The sequence below is a fragment of the Promicromonospora sp. NPDC057138 genome (assembly GCF_042670845.1).
GTDB lineage: Bacteria > Actinomycetota > Actinomycetes > Actinomycetales > Cellulomonadaceae > Promicromonospora.
In genome coordinates this window covers 13095-29305 of record NZ_JBHUUX010000069.1, presented here as the reverse complement: position 1 = coordinate 29305, position 16211 = coordinate 13095, and the positions used below count along the sequence as shown (strand labels likewise).

General features: G+C 71.3%; 13 protein-coding genes and 1 pseudogene. 7 read left to right on the top strand and 7 right to left on the bottom strand.

Annotation, left to right across the window (positions count from 1 at the left end; translation table 11 throughout):
- Positions 1-25: 25 nt before the first annotated feature.
- Both ACFT2C_RS24825 and ACFT2C_RS24820 read left to right on the top strand, forming a co-directional pair.
- The gene (locus ACFT2C_RS24825) at positions 26-976 is read left to right on the top strand and encodes a carbohydrate ABC transporter permease (RefSeq protein WP_377209760.1); all 951 of its coding nucleotides are present in this window, start codon (positions 26-28) and stop codon (positions 974-976) included.
- A complete protein-coding gene (locus ACFT2C_RS24820; RefSeq protein ID WP_377209757.1) occupies positions 973-1803 on the top strand; it encodes a carbohydrate ABC transporter permease in 831 nt (276 codons plus the stop codon). Before ACFT2C_RS24825 ends, ACFT2C_RS24820 begins: the two co-directional genes overlap by 4 nt.
- Before the next feature lie 80 nt (positions 1804-1883).
- On the opposite strand, the gene ACFT2C_RS24815 is transcribed toward ACFT2C_RS24820, so the two are convergent.
- Positions 1884-2267, bottom strand: coding sequence for a universal stress protein (locus ACFT2C_RS24815; RefSeq protein ID WP_377209756.1), 384 nt, complete (start codon positions 2265-2267; stop codon positions 1884-1886).
- 239 nt (positions 2268-2506) lie between these two features.
- On the opposite strand from ACFT2C_RS24815, the gene ACFT2C_RS24810 reads away from it, so the two are divergent.
- Both ACFT2C_RS24810 and ACFT2C_RS24805 read left to right on the top strand, forming a co-directional pair.
- The gene (locus tag ACFT2C_RS24810) at positions 2507-2956 is read left to right on the top strand and encodes a zf-TFIIB domain-containing protein (protein WP_377209755.1); all 450 of its coding nucleotides are present in this window, start codon (positions 2507-2509) and stop codon (positions 2954-2956) included.
- A 188-nt stretch (positions 2957-3144) separates the two neighbouring features.
- On the top strand, positions 3145-3987 hold the full coding sequence (locus ACFT2C_RS24805) for a TIGR03620 family F420-dependent LLM class oxidoreductase (protein ID WP_377209754.1): 843 nt from the start codon (positions 3145-3147) through the stop codon (positions 3985-3987).
- A gap of 145 nt (positions 3988-4132) precedes the next feature.
- Here ACFT2C_RS24805 and ACFT2C_RS24800 read toward each other — a convergent pair whose 3' ends face one another.
- Positions 4133-6106: an amino acid transporter gene (locus ACFT2C_RS24800; protein WP_377209753.1), complete on the bottom strand. Its 1974-nt coding sequence runs from the start codon at positions 6104-6106 to the stop codon at positions 4133-4135.
- A 148-nt stretch (positions 6107-6254) separates the two neighbouring features.
- On the bottom strand, positions 6255-6797 hold the full coding sequence (locus ACFT2C_RS24795) for a helix-turn-helix domain-containing protein (protein WP_377209752.1): 543 nt from the start codon (positions 6795-6797) through the stop codon (positions 6255-6257).
- A 45-nt stretch (positions 6798-6842) separates the two neighbouring features.
- Here ACFT2C_RS24795 and ACFT2C_RS24790 point away from each other — a divergent pair, with 45 nt between their 5' ends.
- Both ACFT2C_RS24790 and ACFT2C_RS24785 read left to right on the top strand, forming a co-directional pair.
- Entirely contained in the window at positions 6843-8171 is a 1329-nt protein-coding gene (locus ACFT2C_RS24790; RefSeq protein ID WP_377209751.1) for an alpha/beta hydrolase family protein, read from the top strand.
- Positions 8172-8249: 78 nt separating this feature from the next.
- Positions 8250-9072: pseudogene (locus ACFT2C_RS24785) on the top strand (amino acid permease); the annotation flags it as partial.
- 29 nt (positions 9073-9101) lie between these two features.
- Here the strand turns inward: ACFT2C_RS24785 and ACFT2C_RS24780 are convergent.
- On the bottom strand, positions 9102-10061 hold the full coding sequence (locus tag ACFT2C_RS24780) for a DUF389 domain-containing protein (protein WP_377209759.1): 960 nt from the start codon (positions 10059-10061) through the stop codon (positions 9102-9104).
- Positions 10062-10201: 140 nt separating this feature from the next.
- Here ACFT2C_RS24780 and ACFT2C_RS24775 point away from each other — a divergent pair, with 140 nt between their 5' ends.
- Positions 10202-13351 (top strand): BTAD domain-containing putative transcriptional regulator, encoded by a 3150-nt coding sequence (locus ACFT2C_RS24775; protein ID WP_377209750.1) that lies wholly within the window; start codon positions 10202-10204, stop codon positions 13349-13351.
- Here ACFT2C_RS24775 and ACFT2C_RS24770 read toward each other — a convergent pair.
- Genes ACFT2C_RS24770 through ACFT2C_RS24760 form a run of 3 tightly spaced genes read right to left on the bottom strand, consistent with a single transcriptional unit; the run spans position 13335 to position 15843 of the window.
- Positions 13335-14099, bottom strand: a complete 765-nt coding sequence (locus ACFT2C_RS24770) for an ABC transporter permease (RefSeq protein WP_377209749.1) — start codon at positions 14097-14099, stop codon at positions 13335-13337. The two genes, ACFT2C_RS24775 and ACFT2C_RS24770, sit on opposite strands and share 17 nt — an antisense overlap.
- Positions 14096-15034 (bottom strand): ATP-binding cassette domain-containing protein, encoded by a 939-nt coding sequence (locus ACFT2C_RS24765; protein WP_377209748.1) that lies wholly within the window; start codon positions 15032-15034, stop codon positions 14096-14098. The genes ACFT2C_RS24770 and ACFT2C_RS24765 overlap by 4 nt, the downstream gene beginning before the upstream one ends.
- Positions 15034-15843 (bottom strand): type II CAAX prenyl endopeptidase Rce1 family protein, encoded by an 810-nt coding sequence (locus ACFT2C_RS24760; RefSeq protein ID WP_377209747.1) that lies wholly within the window; start codon positions 15841-15843, stop codon positions 15034-15036. Before ACFT2C_RS24760 ends, ACFT2C_RS24765 begins: the two co-directional genes overlap by 1 nt.
- Between the last annotated feature and the right edge of the window lie 368 nt (positions 15844-16211).

Genomic DNA, 16211 nt, shown 5'->3' with positions numbered 1-16211 from the left:
CCGGCACCCCGTCCGAGGACTGAACGTGACCGCACAGACCACCGCCAGAGCACCGATACCGCCCGCGAGACCATCCGCGTCGCGCCGGCCGACGGCGCGCACCAACCACCGGCACCGCGCCAGCCACCCGGCCCGGTTCCTCATCCCGGCGTTCGCGGTTCTCGGGGTGTTCTTCTTCCTGCCCACGGTCTTCAACTTCGTCTACTCGCTCACCGACTGGTCGAGCTTCAAGAGCGAGATCGGGTTCGTCGGGCTGCAGAACTTCCAGGACCTCATCACGAGCGGCACCCTCCTGGCGTCGCTGCGCGTCACCCTGATCTACGCCGTCCTGGTGGCGGTCTTCCAGAACCTGTTCGGGCTGCTGCTCGCGCTCCTCCTCGAACGCGACACCAAGATCAACCGGTTCGCCCGGGTGATGTTCTTCATCCCTGTCGTCATGTCGGCGCTCGCCGCCGGCTACGTGTTCCAGGCGATCCTCAAGCCGGACGGCGCCGCCAACGCGATCCTCGGTGCCCTCGTCGGCCACCCGGTCACGATCCCGTGGCTGGGCGACACCACCTGGACCCTGCTGGTGGTCGCGCTGATCCACTCCTGGAAGTGGATGGGCCTGTCCATGCTCATCTACCTCGCGGGCCTGAAGACCATCAGCGAGGACGTGCTGGAGGCCGCCCGGCTCGACGGCGCCTCCGCCTGGACCACGTTCCGCGACATCCGGTTCCCCCTGCTCGCGCCCGCGCTGACCTTCAACGTCGCGACCGCCCTGCTCGGCTCGATGAACGGGTTCGACATCGTCCAGGCCACCACCGGCGGCGGGCCGGCGCGCACTACCGAACTGCTCAACATCTTCATCTTCCGCACGTTCGGGCAGGGCCTGTTCGCGCAGGCCACGACCATGAGCCTCGTGCTCTTCGTCGTCGTGGTCGCCCTCGCGTTCCCCGTCATCCGAACCCTGCGCAAGCGAGAGGACGTCCTGTGAACACCAAGCTCGGAACGTGGCGCCGGGTCCAGCCGGTGGTGGCGATCCTCGCCGTCGTCCTGCTCATCGGCATGCCGCTGTGGATCGTCGTCGTCACCGCGGGGAAGACCCAGGGCGAGGCCCTCAACCCCGACCTGTCCCTGCCCACGACGTGGCAGTACGCCGAGAACTTCGCGGCCGTCTGGGACCAGGGCCGCGTGCCCGCTGCGTTCTTCGGCAGCCTGCTGATCATGGTCCCGGCCGTCATCGGGGTGCTCGCGCTCGGGTCGCTGGCCTCGTGGGTCCTGGCGCGCCGCAGCTCCCGCCTCATGGCGGTGCTCTACGCCCTGGCCATCAGCGGGATCGTGCTGCCGCCCGCCGTCGTGACCGTCGTGCTCCTGCTGCGCCAGCTCGGCCTCGCGGGAACGGCCATCGGGATGATCGGCGTCTACATGGGCATGTACATGTCGACGGTCATCTTCTTCGTGACCGGATTCATCCGCACGATCCCGGTCGAGCTCGAAGAGGCGGCGCGGGTCGACGGGGCGGGGCCGCTGCGCGTCTTCGGCAGGATCATCCTGCCGCTGCTCGCGCCGGTGCTCTCGACGGCGACGATCCTGATCTGCCTGTACGTGTGGAACGACGTCTTCTACGCGTTCTTCGTGGTCGGCGGGCGGCTGGACACCCTGCCGTTGAACCTCTTCCAGGTGGCCAGCGCCGGGCTGTACCTCGACAACTGGCACCTGATCTTCGCCTACGTGGTGCTGATGAGCCTGCCGCTGCTGGTCGTGTTCATCGTCGCCCAGCGCAAGATCATCTCGGGCATCACGTCCGGCGCCGTCAAGTAAGGGTTGTGGGCGGAACGGTTGCGACGACCTGCCCGGTTGAGGCGCAACGGTCGCGCCCACAACCAAGGGGTTTGGGTGGGTCAGGCGTAGGTGGCCTTGACCACCAGGACCGGGGCGGGGGAGTCGAGGAGCACCTGCTGCGTCGTCGCCCCCACGAGGAACGTGCCGACCGTGGAGTGCTTGCGCGAGCCGATGACCACGAGGGCCGCGGAGACGGCCTCGGCCCGGTCGACTATCGCGTCGGCGACGTCGGCCTCCTCGGCGCGGAAGGCGATCGGTGCGATCGAGACGGTGTTCGGGACCGAGTCGAGCAGGTGCGCCAGCGTGGCGGGGACACCGGTACCCACCTGCGGCGTCAGCACGAGCACTGCCAGGTCCTGCTTGCGCCGCACGGCCTCGCCGACGGCGGCACGCATCGCGGCCTCACCCTGGGGTGACTCGTTGTACGCCACGAGGACGGTCATCGGTCCCTTGCACCTCCGGACAGGTTCGCCGGGTGTCACCCCTGCTGGTGAAACTCTCTCACATGTCAGGGCCTCCGCCAGTCGCCCGCTGCCAGGTGATACGGCGCCGGGCTCTCTTGGGCGATCCGGTGACCCGTGAGAGCGTGGGACCGTCCGCGGGTTCGGGCGGCCGAGGAACCGCCGGCCCGGCCCGTCCGTTGGTCCACCGGCTGATGACGACCGCAAGGAGACCACTCACGATGCTGTGCCCTATCGACCAGACCACGCTCGTCATGTCCGAGCGCAAGGGGATCGAGATCGACTACTGCCCCACGTGCCGCGGCGTGTGGCTCGACCGCGGTGAGCTCGACAAGGTCATCGACCGCTCGGTCGAGAACGAGATCGCCGCCGAGAACCGGCCGATGACGCCGCCGGCACCGGTCGCGCCGCCCGCCCCGGCCCCGGCCGCGCCGCCGGTGTCGAACCCCGTGCATGCCGGCCCTGCCTACGGCTCCCCGCAGCCGGCCTACGACCCGCGGTACGACGACCGCCGCTACGACGACCGGCGGCGCGACGACGACCGCCGCTACGACCGCGACCGCCGATACGACGACGACCGCCGGTACGACTCGTACGGCGACCGCCGGCACGACCCCCGGTACAAGAAGAAGCGCAAGGAGTCCTTCCTGGAGGACCTCTTCGACTTCTGAGTCGCAGCCAGAACCCGTAATGCGCTTCTACTCAGCGATTCGGCCCGAACCTCTCACGGGCTTTGGGCCTGATCGCTGAGTAGAGGCGCACTTTCGTGTTCCGTCCTTGACCTCAAGGGCGGTTGAGGTTCTAGCGTTCGCGTGGACAGGGGGCCCGTGGGGGCGCCGATCTGCGACGGGAGCTGCTGGTGAGCGAGTTCGAGCTGGGGTCGATGGGGCTGGTCCTCAACGTGGCCGACGACCGGGCACACATCGAACAGGCCGCGGAGGCCGAACAGCTCGGCTTCTCCACGCTGTGGTTGCCCGGCGGCCAGCTCGAGTCGCTGGAGCCGCTGGTCGAGCTGCTGCGCGCGACGAAGAAGGTGGCGGTCGCCCCAGGGATCATCCCGCTGGACGTCCATGGCGTCGCGGACGTCGTCCGTCTCGTCGACCTGCTGGACGACGGCGAGGCGGAACGGCTGGTCGCGGGCTTCGGCGCTTCCCAGCGGGCGGCCCGGCCGATCGCCGGCATGCGCGAGTTCCTGGACGAGCTCGATGCCGCGGACGCCCGGGTACCCGCCGGCCGGCGGCTGATCGCGGCGCTCGGTCCCCGCAAGCTGGAGCTCGCGCGGGAGCGCTCGGCGGGCGCCATCATGATGCTGGTGACACCCGAGCACACGGCGTGGGCCCGGGAGGTCCTCGGCCCGGACGCAACGCTGGTGGTGCACCAGCTGGCGGTCCTCGACACCGACGTCGACCGCGCCCGGCAGACCCTGCGCGCCACCCTGGGCTTCCTGCTGGGCGTCGGAGGCTATGCGGCGAACGTGCGCCGTATGGGCTTCGGCGACGACGACATCGCCGGCCTGAGCGACGAGCTCGTCGATGCGATAGCGACCACCGGCGATGCCGAGGCGATCATCGCCGCGGTGCGCGCACACCTTTCGGCGGGCGCCGACCACGTGGCGCTGTCCGTGCTCTCCAACGGCGACCAGCCGACCCCGATCGAGGTAGCCCGCGCGGTAGCAGCCGCCGACCCCACCCTGCCGAGGTAGTCGTGCAGCGAGGTAGTCAGCCAGCGAGGTAGTCGTTCAGCACTCATGCGCGGGCCGCTGCGCGGCCACCTCGCTGGCTGTCTATCTCGCTGCACGACCACCTCGCCAGATGACTACCTCGGCGGTGGGTGTCGGCCGGCGGGAGTCAGCCCGCGTGGACGTGGGGGCGCTTGGCGCGGTCCGGCTCGGCGCGCCGCAGGATCTCGCGGGTGACGGGTGCGACCTCGCCCGCGCCGAAGAGCAGGAACCGCAGCAGGTTGGAGATGGGGTTGCCCTCGGTCCACTCGTAGTAGATGTGGGGCGGGACGCCGGTCACGTCGCGGATGTGCAGCAGGAGTGCGGCCAGCGCGTTGGCGACGCTGGGGGCCTCCAGCATGATGGCGCGGTACCCGCCTGGGCGCACGACGCCCTTGGCCTCGATCACGGACTCGAAGTCGGACGGGTCGGTGAGCGTGACCTCGACAAAGATGATGTCGTCGGACGTCGGAAGATCGTTGTCGGTGGCGATCTGGTTGGCCTTCTCCTGGTACTCGTTGATGTCGCCGGCGTCAGGCTCGTTGGCGACCAGCCGGACGTGGCGCCGGGCGCACTCCCGGACGAACATCTGGGCCCGGTGATCGAGCGCGATGTCGGTGGTCCGCAGCTCGAACGACCTCTTCAGGCGCGAGACCAGCGAGACGAGGACGATCACGAGGATGAAGACGGCGCCGATCTTCACGCCGTCCGGCCGCTCGAAGACATTGAGCGCGGTGGTGTAGAAGAAGATCAGGGTGATCACGCCGAAGGCGACGGCGAGCCGGCGCTGTCCGGCCTTGCGGGCCGCGAGCGTGACCGCGACGCAGGCCGAGGAGAACAGGACCAGGACGCCGGTGGCGTACGCACCGCCCTGGGCGTTGACGTCGGCGTCGAAGATCCACGTCACGAGGAACGCGATGGCGGTGATGACCAGCACGAGCGGCCGGGCCGCCGCGGCCCACTCGGGCGCCATACCGTAGCGGGGCAGGTAGCGCGGGATCAGGTTGAGCAGGCCGGCCATGGCCGAGGCGCCGGCGAACCACAGGATCGCGATCGTCGCCAGGTCGTACACCGTGCCGAACGCCGGGCCGAGGTAGGAGTGGGCGAGGTAGGCGAGCGCCCGGCCCGACGCGGCGCCGCCGTCGGCGAACTCCTCCTGGGGGATGAGCCAGGTGGTGACCAGGCTGCTGGTCACCAGGAAGCAGCTCATGGTGACAGCGGCGGCGGTGAGCAGCTTCTTGGTGTTGCGGATCCGGCCCGCCGGGCGGTCGGGAGTGTCGGTGGGGTCGCCCTTGACGTGGGACATCACGGCGACGCCCGTCTCGAACCCGGACATGCCCAGCGCGAGCTTGGGGAAGATGAGCAGCGCGAGCGCGACGATCATCACCGGGTTGCCGTGCTGGGCCACCATTGCGGTCGACCAGTCGGTGACCACCTGGGGCTCGGTGAAGACGTGGACGAACGACACCGCGATGGTCACCACGTTGAGCAGGAGATACACCCCGACCAGGACGACGGCGATGCCGATCGCCTCGGTGAACCCGACCAGGAACACGACGCCGAGCAGCGCGATCAGGCCGAGCGTGATCCACATGTTGCCGCCGTGCAGCAGGTCCGCCACGGCCGGGTTCTCCACGGCGTGCTCCGCGGCGTCGGCCGCCGACAGCGTGATGGTGATGACGAAGTCGGTGGCGGCGAAGCCGAGCAGGACCAGGACGAACAGCTTGCCCCGCCAGAAGGTCAGCAGGCGTTCGAGCATCGCGATCGAGCCCTGCCCGTGCGGGCTCTCCTGGGCGACCCTGCGGTACACGGGCAGCGCGCCGAGCAGGGTGAGCGCGACCAGCACCAGGGTCGCTATCGGGGACAGGACCCCGGCCGCCAGGGCCGCGATCCCGGGCTGGTATCCCAGCGTCGAGAAGTAGTCGACGCCGGTCAGGCACATCACCTTCCACCAGGAGTGCACCTTCTCCGGGGGCCGATCCTGGGCGTAGGCCCCGAGCCGGTCCGCCCGGAGCTCCTGCCCCGCCAGGAGCCACGACCGGAGCCTGGACGGAGGGGCAGGAGAAGGCGCGGCAGGGGGCGCGGAGACAGTCACGTCAGTCATTACAAGCCCCCCACGCCGCCGTCGACGCGGCCCTTGACGGTTCCTTAACGCCCCAGCACCTGTGACCCGCGCCACCGGCCGCCGCCAGGTGCGGCTCGGGCTTACCGGGGCGGCACCTGTTCGATCCGGGTCCAGCCCTTCCAGTGGTTCACTCGCCGCCCGCTGGGAACAGCACAGGGCTGAGCACGTATCGCGCACGCTCCCCGTCGGGTGCCGTGCCGGGCGCGTTGCGCAGGACCGGTGTGATGGCCTCGCGCATCCGGACGATCAGGTCCTCGGCCTCGCGGGGCGACAGCCATACCGCGTGCTGCCGGTATCCCACGAGGTCGCGGAGCGGTTCGGCGTCGGGCCGGTCGAGGTAGGCGCCGAACTCCGCGAGCAAGGCCGTCATCGCCACGCCGAAGGTGGTGCGGTGATCGTCGAGCGTGGCCGCCCCGGCGGCGTCGGCGCTGATCGAGGCGCGCTCGGGCATGAGCCGGAACGTGCGCTCGACCGCTCCGCGGGTCCGTCGCTCGCCGACCACCTGGAGCAGCCCGCCCTCCACCAGCAGCCCGACCTGACGGTAGACGGTGGCCTTGGACACGTCGGGCAGGGCGGCGCACAGCTGGGCGGTGGTCAGCTCGCGCCCGCCGCCGAACGCGTTGATCATCCGCAGGCGCACGGGGTGCACGATCAGGTCCGCGCTCGTCATGGCCCCATGATCGCATCCGCGCTAATATTCTCAAGTATGAGAACAATGACTCCCGTCGAGATGGCGGACGGAGCGCTTCGGCTCCTGGCGGGTGGCCGCGTCCGCGAGGTGCACCGGGCCTTCGCCCCGGCCGTGCGGCGGAAGGTCTCCGTCCGGCAGCTGCGCTCGGGCTGGCGCCAGCAGGTGGAGGCGCACGGCGGGATGACCGGATGGCGGGTCGTCGGCACCGAGGTTCACGACGGCGCGGACGGTCCTCGCACCGTCGTCCGGTTCGACTGCGAGACACCTGGCCCCAGGCTCGACGCCACCGCAACGGTCGGTGCGGACGGGGAGCTGCTCGGCCTGCTCGTGGTGCCGGCGGTCCCTGCCTGGGAGCCGCCCTCGTACGCGGATCCGGAGCTCCTCGTCGAGGAGGGCGTCACGCTCGGCGAGGGCGAGGACGCCGTGGACGGCACGCTCACCGTCCCGCGGATGGACGTGCAGGGCGATGGCCGGACCCCCGGCACCGGGCGGCGCGGCCCCGTGCCCGCCGTCGTACTGCTCTCCGGCATGGGTCCGATCGATCGGGACATGACGATGGGTGCCAACAAGATCGGCCGCGACCTGGCCTGGGGCCTGGCCGCGCGCGGCGTCGCCACGCTCCGGTACGACAACCCCAGCCATGCCGACCCGGAACGAACCCAGCGCGACGGCGCCGTCGCGACCGACGACTATCTACCCGCCGTCGCGCACGCGGTCGCCCTGCTGCGGCGGGACTCGCGCCTCGACCCTGCGCGCATCGTCCTGGCCGGCCACAGCCTGGGCGGAAAGGTCACGCCGCGGGTCGCCCTGGCGCTGCCGGACGACGCCGGGCCGAGCGTCGCGGGCCTGGTGCTCTTAGCCGCCGACGCCTCCCCGATGCCCGACGCCGCGATCCGCGTCACTCGTTACCTCGCCGGCATCCCGGGCTCCGGCGTCCGGCGCCTCGACGCCTGGCGCACCGCACGCCAGGCGCACCGTGCCGCCGATCCACGCCTGAGCGGGGACACACCCGCCGCGCGCCTCCCGTTCGGCCTGCCCGCGTCGTTCTGGCGGGACATGCAGGCCTATGACCCGGTGGACGCCGCCCGGAGCGTCGGCCTGCCCATGCTCCTGCTTCAGGGCGGACGGGACTACCAGGTCACCGTCGAGGACGACCTCGACCGCTGGCGGCACGGCCTCGCCGACCGCGACGACGTGATGATCCAGGTGCTCCCCGAGGACGACCACCTGTTCCTCCCGGGCGCCGAGCCGTCCTCGCCCGCCGGTTATCTGCCGCCTCAGCACCTGGACGAACGCGTGATCGAGACGATCGCCCGCTGGGTCCACGCGCAGAGTGCCGCGCGAGCCACGTAGGGCCACTGGCGAACCCGGCGCCTTCGCGAGGTACGACCCGGTGCAGGCATTCTTCGAGGTTGTACGGATGTGCCAGCCCGGGCTTTCGCGTCCGGGAGCGCCGCCCTGACCGGCATCGAGGCCATCAATAACGGCCTGCCCGCGTTCCGCAAGCCCAAGTCACGATCCCCGTGATGGGCCAGCTCGCCGGGGCGGTCTTCTCCGGGTTCCCGCCCGCGCTCTACGTCGTGTCCGCGGTCACGGGGCTGATCCTGGTCCTGGCCGCGAACACCGCGTTCAACGGGTTCCCCGTGCTGGGCTCGATCCTGGGCCGCGACGGCTACCTGCCGCGCAAGCTGCACACGCGCGGCGACCGGCTCGCGTTCTCCAACGGCATCATCGTGCTCGCCGTCGCCGCGATCGTCCTGATCATCGCGTTCGACGCCGAGACCACCCGGCTCATCCAGCTCTACATCGTGGGCGTGTTCGTCTCGTTCACGCTGTCCCAGCTCGGCATGGTGCTGCGGCACTGGACACGCGAGCTGCGGACGGAGCCCCACGCCGCGGCGCGCAGCCGCATGCGGCGCTCCCGGGTCGTGAACGCCATCGGGTTCTCGTTCACCAGCGTCGTCCTGGTCATCGTGCTGATCACCAAGTTCACCCCGGTGCATGGATCACGCTCCTTGCCATGGGGGCGCTGTTCGTCCTCATGGGCGCGGTGTTCAGGCACTACGACCGGGTGCGCGAGGAGCTCGCGCTGCGGGATGTCTCGGCAGCCCGTGCACTGCCGAGCCGGGGTGCACGCCGTCGTGCTGGTCTCCAAGGTGCATCTGCCGACGATGCGAGCGCCGGGCCGGTGCTCAAGTACGTGCGCTCCGTGCGCCGGGACTCGCCCAGCGACCTCGTGATCGTCTACTTCCCCCCGCGGGCTGAGGCAGGGGCCGGGCGAGACTACCGGTCGCTTGCGACTCTGGCCCGGTCGGGAGCGACCCTTCCCTGGAAACGCCACCACGTCCGCTGGATCAGGAGGCACAGCACGGCGCCCGCCACGATCATGGCGACGTTGATGGCGAACTGGGCCAGCGATCCGGTGGCCTCCTCGCCGACGCCGTACGCGAGCGCGACCGCGGCGTTGCCGACGGCGGGGACGGTGGTCACGGAGATCAGGACACCCACGAGGACGCCGGAGCGGCCAGTGGTCAGCGAGATCATGCCGGCCGCCCCCGCGAGGACGCCGACCACCCAGCTCAGGGCGTCGGGCGCCCAGATGAACGATGTCAGCGGCCGGTCGGCCAGCAGCGTCGCCTGGTCGGCCAGCCCCCACGCCTGCAGCAGCAGGGCCATGACGACGGACGCCGCGAACCCGGCCGCGAACCCGGCGCCCAGCGTGGCAAGGGCCCGTCCGGCGATGCGCCAGCGCCGTCCGACCAGCGCCACCGAGATCGCGGCGAGCGGGCCGAAGTCGGGGCCGACCACCATGGCGCCGACGATCAGGATGGGCTGGTCGAACAGGACGCCGATCATGCCGATGGTCGTGGCCAGTGCCATGAGGGCGAGGTAGCCCAGCGAGGCGCGCGACTCCGACTCGGTGCGGTCCACCACCTCGTGCCAGACGAGCGCGTCCTCCGAGAGGCCGGGGGCGGCGTCCTCCGCGCGCGTGGCGTGGTGGGACAGCGAGGTGTCCACCGCCTCGACGGCGATGGAGCCGTTGCGGTCCAGGCCCAGATCGGTCAGCCGGTCCAGAACCGGGCTGAGCGCCTCGCGCGCGACGTCGGCCATGACGACGTCGCCGGGCGGGTCGACCGCGCATTCGGGCAGAACCACGACGTTGATCGCGGCAGGACTGGACCGCAACAGGTCCACGACGTCGGCCGTGGCCGCGGACGGGCTGACCACACGGAGGTGCTGCATCACGCGGACACCGTATATGTGGGTGACGCGTGCTGGCCGGTGTTCACGCAACCTTGACGGCCCGGTCGAGCACGACGGCAGACGCCGGGCTGACCACGTGGGCCCTGTGCGGAGCGGTGGGGGTGTGCCAAGATCTGGCGGTGCAGATCAGGATGATCGGACCATTCGTAGTGGGTCTGGACGATGGGGTCGTCGCCGATGTGCCGGGTGCGCGGCTGCGCGCGCTGCTGATCGCCCTCGCGCTCAACCCGGGCCGCGCGGTCCAGAAGGCGACGCTCGTCGACTGGATCTGGGGCGAGAACCCGCCGTCGGACGCGGCGAACGCCCTCCAGCGCCTCGTCTCCCGGCTGCGGAAGATCCTGCCCGACGGGGCCGTCGAGGGGCAGCCGAACGGGTACCGGCTGCTGGTGGCGCCCGACGCCGTCGACGCTGTGCGGTTCGAGCGGCTCGTCGGCCAGGCCCAGGACGTCGAAGGCCTGCGGCGGGTGCAGATGCTGCGTGAGGCCCTCGCGCTCTGGCGCGGCGCCGCCATGCAGGACATCGGCCTGGAGGGCAGCGCGGCGTTCGACGCGGCGGTCACGCGGCTGGACGGGCTGCGCCTGAACGTCATGGAGGACCGGTTCGACGCGGAGATCAGCCTCGGCCACGGCGCTGACCTGGTCACGGAGCTGACCGGCCTGGTAGCGGAGCACCCGATGCGGGAACGGCTCGTCGCCGCGCTGATGCGTGCACTTGCCGCGGCCGGTCGCGACGCCGACGCGTTGCTCCTGTACGAGCGCACCAGGGAGGCCCTGGCCGACGCGCTCGGCGTCGACCCGTCACCCGAGCTGTCCGCCGTGCACGTCGCGCTGCTGCGGGGCGAGGTGGGACGGCGCGACGAGAGCCGGAAGACCAACCTGCGCGCGGAGCTGACCAGCTACGTCGGCAAGGACGCCGATGTGGCAGCGGTCCGCGGTCTGGTCGGGGAGCACCGGCTGACCACCCTGATCGGGCCGGGCGGCGCCGGCAAGACCCGGCTGGCCACGGAGACCGCACGCACCCTGCTCGGCGACCTTCCGGACGGCGCGTGGCTCGTCGAGCTGGCCGCCGTCGGCGCCGACGGGGACGCGGCGCAGGCGACGCTCGCCGGCCTCGGCCTGCGGGACATGCTGCTCGGCGAAGGGCCCGACCTGGGGCCGACCGAGCGGCTCGTCGCCGCGATCCGCGACCGGGAGATGCTGCTGGTCCTCGACAATTGCGAGCACCTGATCGAGCAGGCGGCGGCGTTCGCTCATCGCCTGCTCGGGGAGTGCCGGCGGCTGCGGGTCCTGGCCACGAGCAGGGAGCCGCTCGGCATCACGGGTGAGGCGCTGTGGCCGGTGCTGCCGCTGGCCGTGCCGGGGGCGGCCGCCGGCCACGACGAGATCGCGTCGGCGCCCGCCGTCCGGCTGCTGCGGGAGCGGGCGGGCGCGGCGCGCCAGGGTCTCGCGGTCGACGTCGCCGCGCTGCCGACGATGGCCCGCATCTGCCGGGCGCTGGACGGGATGCCGCTGGCGATCGAGCTGGCCGCGACCAGGTTGCGCACGATGTCCGTAGACCAGCTCGCCGACCGGCTCGACGACCGGTTCCGGCTGCTGACCGGCGGCAGCCGCACCGCCCTGCCGCGGCACCGGACGCTGCGCGCGATGGTCGACTGGAGCTGGGAGCTGCTGACCGACGCCGAGCGCACGGCCCTGCGCCGGCTGTCCGTGTTCGCCGGCGGGGCGAGCCTGGACGCGGCCGAACGGGTCTGCGCCGGCGACGCCGTCGAGCAGGTGGAGGTACTCGAGCTGCTGACGGCGTTGGCCGAGAAGTCGCTGCTCGTCGCGGACGCGGACACCGACGGCGCCCCCCGCTACCGGATGCTCGGCACCATCAAGGAGTACGCCGCGCAACGCCTCGCGGAGGCGGGAGAGTCGGAGCTGGCCCGCCAGGCGCACCTCGCGCACTTCGCCGAGCTCGCCGCGACCGTGGAGCCGGGTCTGCGCCGGGCCGAGCAGCTCCAGGGGCTCGCCACGCTCGCCGCCGAGCACGACAACATCAGTGCGGCGATGCGCGGCGCGCTCGCGGCCGGCGAGGCGGACGCCGCGATGCGGCTCGCGGCCGGCGCGGGCTGGTACTGGTGGCTCAGCGGGCACAAGTCCGAGGGCTCGGAGCTGATCACAGCGGCCGCCGAGCTCTCCGGCGCCGACGAGGGCGACGTCGACGACGAGACCCGGGCCGCCGTGTACACGCTCGTCGTGATGTTCGCCAGCTCCGGACGGGCCGCGGACGAGCGCCAGGCTGCGGACTGGATCCACAAGGCCTACGAGCTCAGCCTGCGCGACGGGCCCCACAACCCCCTCCTGGGGCTGGTCGGACCGCTGGAGCAGATGCTCCAGGGGTCCGATCCCCTCCGCGCGTGGGAGTCGGTGCTGGACAACGAGGACCCCTGGGCACGTGCGCTGGCCCGGCTGCAGCTCGGCAAGATGCGCGTCATGCTGGGCCACGCCGGGCGGGAAGCCGACGCGCACCTCGAGCAGGCACTTGCCGAGTTCCGGGCCCTCGGGGAGCGGTTCGGGATCTCGTTCGCCCTGACCGAGCTGGCGGACCGCATCGCCACCCGCGGGCAGTACGCGGCCGCGGCCGACTACTACGAGCAGGCCGCGGTGGTCGTGACCGAGGCCGGGTCCGTCGAGGACGTGATCCGGATGCGGTCGCAACAGGCGCGGCTGCGCTGGCTGCTCGGCGACGAGGACGCGAGCGCGACCGCGATAGCGGACGCGGAGCGCCTCGCGGAGCGGGTCACGTGGCCGGACGCGCTGGCGGAGGTGGCGCTGGCGAAGGCGGAGCTCGCGCGCTGGGGTGGTGGTGCCGAGGAGGCCCGTCGACAGCTCGGCCTCGCGACGACCCTGCTGGGCGACAAGGCAGCGAACCTCGACTCGGTGACGCACCACCAGCTCGGCTACCTCGCCGAGGATCTCGGCGAGGCCCGCGAGCATCGCGCGGCGGCCTACCAGGCCGCCGCCGCGGCGGGGTACGCGCCCATGCTCGCGCAGTCGCTGGTCGGGGTCGCGGACCTGGCGCTGCGGTGCGACCAGCATGCTCAGGCCGCGCGGCTGCTCGCGGCGAGCGCCGCGGTGCGCGGGCTGGCCGACCGTTCCGACCCGGACCTGGCTCGGATCGAGGAGGCAGCGCGGAGCCGCCTCGGCGACGCGGGGTTCGCCGAGGCGGCTCGGGAGGGTGCTGAGACGAGCTGGGAGGAGCTGGTCGCGGTCACGCTCGCTTCGTGAACGTCGACGACGCCCACAGGTAGCCGACGAGCGCGATCCCGAGGCACCAGGCGACAGCGATGACGGCGGTGCCGGTGTCGGGTGCGCCGGCGAGCAGCCCGCGCACGGTCTCGATGATCGGGGTGAAGGGCTGGTACTCCGCGAACTGCCGCAGGCCCGGTCCCATCGTCTCGGCGGGGACTATCGCGCTGCTGAAGAACGGCAGCATGACCAGCGGCACCGAGGCCAGGCCCGCCGTCTCCGGAGACTTCGCGAACAGGCCCAGGGCGACAGTGAGCCAGCCGGTAGCGAAGCCGAGCAGCACGACCAGGCCGACGACGCCGAGCCAGTCGAGCGGGCCCGCCGTCGGGCTGAAGCCCAGCAGGAAGGCGACGCCGATGAGGGCGGCGATGGCGATCACGTTGGTCAGCACGCTGGCGACGACGTGACCGGTCAGCACCGCGCCGCGCGAGACGTCCATGACCTTGAACCGGTTGATGATGCCCTTGGTCATGTCGGAGTTCACCGCCGTCGCGGTGGACCCCAGGCCGTAGCAGACGGCCAGGAGCATCAGGCCGGGGGTGGCGTAGTCGATGTAGTCGACGCCGACGTCGAACGCGTCGCCGAACATGTACACGAACATCAGCATGATGATGATCGGCATCAGGACCGCGTTGAAGACCGAGGTCGGGTTCCGGGCGATGTGCGTGAAGTTGCGGCGCAGCATCACCATCGCGTGGGGCTTGTTGTTCCGTGTCCGAGTGCTCATCGCGCTGCCTCCGTGGTGTGGCCCGTCAGGGCGAGAAATACGTCGTCGAGGTCGGGGGTCTGCACGGAGAACTCGTCCGCGGTGAGCGCGTACTCGTCGAGCCGGTCCAGCAGCGACCGCAGCGACCGCGTGCCGCCGTCGCTGGGCACCCGCAGAGCGAGCGCGTCGTCGTCCCGCGTGGCGTCGGGGAAGAGGAGCGCGGCCGCGTCGAGCTGGGCGACGCCGGCGAACCGGAGCCGGACGTGCGTCCCGGGGATGAGTCGCTTGAGCTCGTCGGGCGTGCCCTGGGCGACCAGGCGGCCCTGGTCGAGCACGGCGATCCGGTCGGCGAGCTGGTCGGCCTCCTCGAGGTACTGGGTGGTGAGGAAGACGGTCACGCCGTCGGCGACCAGGTCGCGGATGATCGACCACATCGTGCGGCGGCTGCGGGGGTCCAGGCCCGTCGTCGGCTCGTCCAGGAAGATGATCTGCGGGTCGCCGACCAGCGTCATGGCCAGGTCGAGCTTGCGGCGCACGCCCCCGGAGTAGGTCGAGGCGGGCTTCTGCGCCGACTCGACCAGGTCGAACCGCTCCAGCAGGTCCGCGACGACCCGCTTGCCGTCCTTGGCTCCCACGGGGCTCAGGTCCACCATGAGCTGGAGGTTCTCCTGGCCGGTGAGCAGCTCGTCCACCGCTGCGAACTGGCCGGTGACGCCGATCGCGGCGCGCACCGCCTTGGCGTCGGCCGCGAGGTCGTGGCCCGCGACGCGTGCCGTGCCGCCGTCGGCCTTCATCAGCGTGGTCAGGATGTTCACCGTCGTCGTCTTGCCCGCCCCGTTGGGGCCGAGCAGGGAGAAGATGGTGCCCGCGGGGACCTCGAGATCGATGCCGTCGAGCACGACCTTGTCCTTGAACGCCTTGCGCAGTCCGGAGACCGCGATCGCTGAGGTCGTCATCAGATGGCCCCCATCGAGAGGGCGATGATGCCGCCGACGGTCCCGACGAGCGTTGATCCGGGGTGCATCCAGATCGTTGCCCGGATGTCGTGCTTGCGCCAGACGAACCAGACGCCGGGGAACAGGAAGACGATCTTCGACAGGACGGTCCAGGGCGCCCAGAGGTGGTACACCGAGAACAGGACCGTGTTGAACAGCGGCGCCCACCTGCCGAGCTGGGGGAGGCGGGGCAGCAGGAACCCGCGGAAGTAGAACTCCTCGATCAGCGGCAGTGTGAACCCGGTGAACGGCAGGCAGATCAGCAGGGTGGTGATCAGCGACTGCTGGGAGTACCCGTCGAGGTAGGTGGTGGCGGAGCCGCCAGCACCCTCGTACTGGATCCAGGTGAAGGCCGCGTCGTAGACGAGGTTGTCCAGCGGGACGAGCGCGAGCGCCACCACGGTCATGTAGATCAGGAGGCCGATGCCGATCAGGGCGATCCTGCCGCGCGAGAACGGCTTGTCCAGGTAGTGCAGCACCCCGCGCAGCGAGGAGCGGCCGGTGCGCCGGCGGCCCAGCCACAGCAGGCCGAACAGAACCGGGTAGAGCACCACGGTCAGGGCGATCGCCCAGGCGAGGAAGGGCGGGTAGCCGATCGCCCGGGTGAACGGTGCGGCGATGAAGGCGTAGACGGCGACGATCAGGGCGCCGGGAACGATGTGGAGCGCGATCGACAGCGGCACGGAGTGCCGGTCTGCGAGCAGTCGCTCGACCAGTCGGTTGGTTGGTGTGCGTTCCGCCTCGGCGGTGAACCTCTGTGTGTTGTCCATGCCGCAGATGCTGTCCGGGCCCGCGGACACGGCCCTGACACGGCGCTGACACGGCGGCTGACACGGCGCAGAGCCGCGTGGCCGCGCCAGGGAAGAGCTGCGTCACACACCCGACGGGGCCCGGCGTCAGGAGGCTGTCAGGGTCGCCGCGTCCGGCGTCAACGTTCCGTCAAGGAGCCCCGCCACGGGTCGCCGTCGGGCATAGACCGGTGGCATGACCGATCTGGCCTTCATCCTCCTGACCGTGGCGTTCTTCGCCGTGGTGGCAGTCGTGGCGCGTCGCGCAGCCACGCACGAGTCTTCCGTCGACCCCCTGGGGAGGCGGAAGTGAACCCGTTCGACGCCGTGGGTCTCGGGCTCACCCTGGC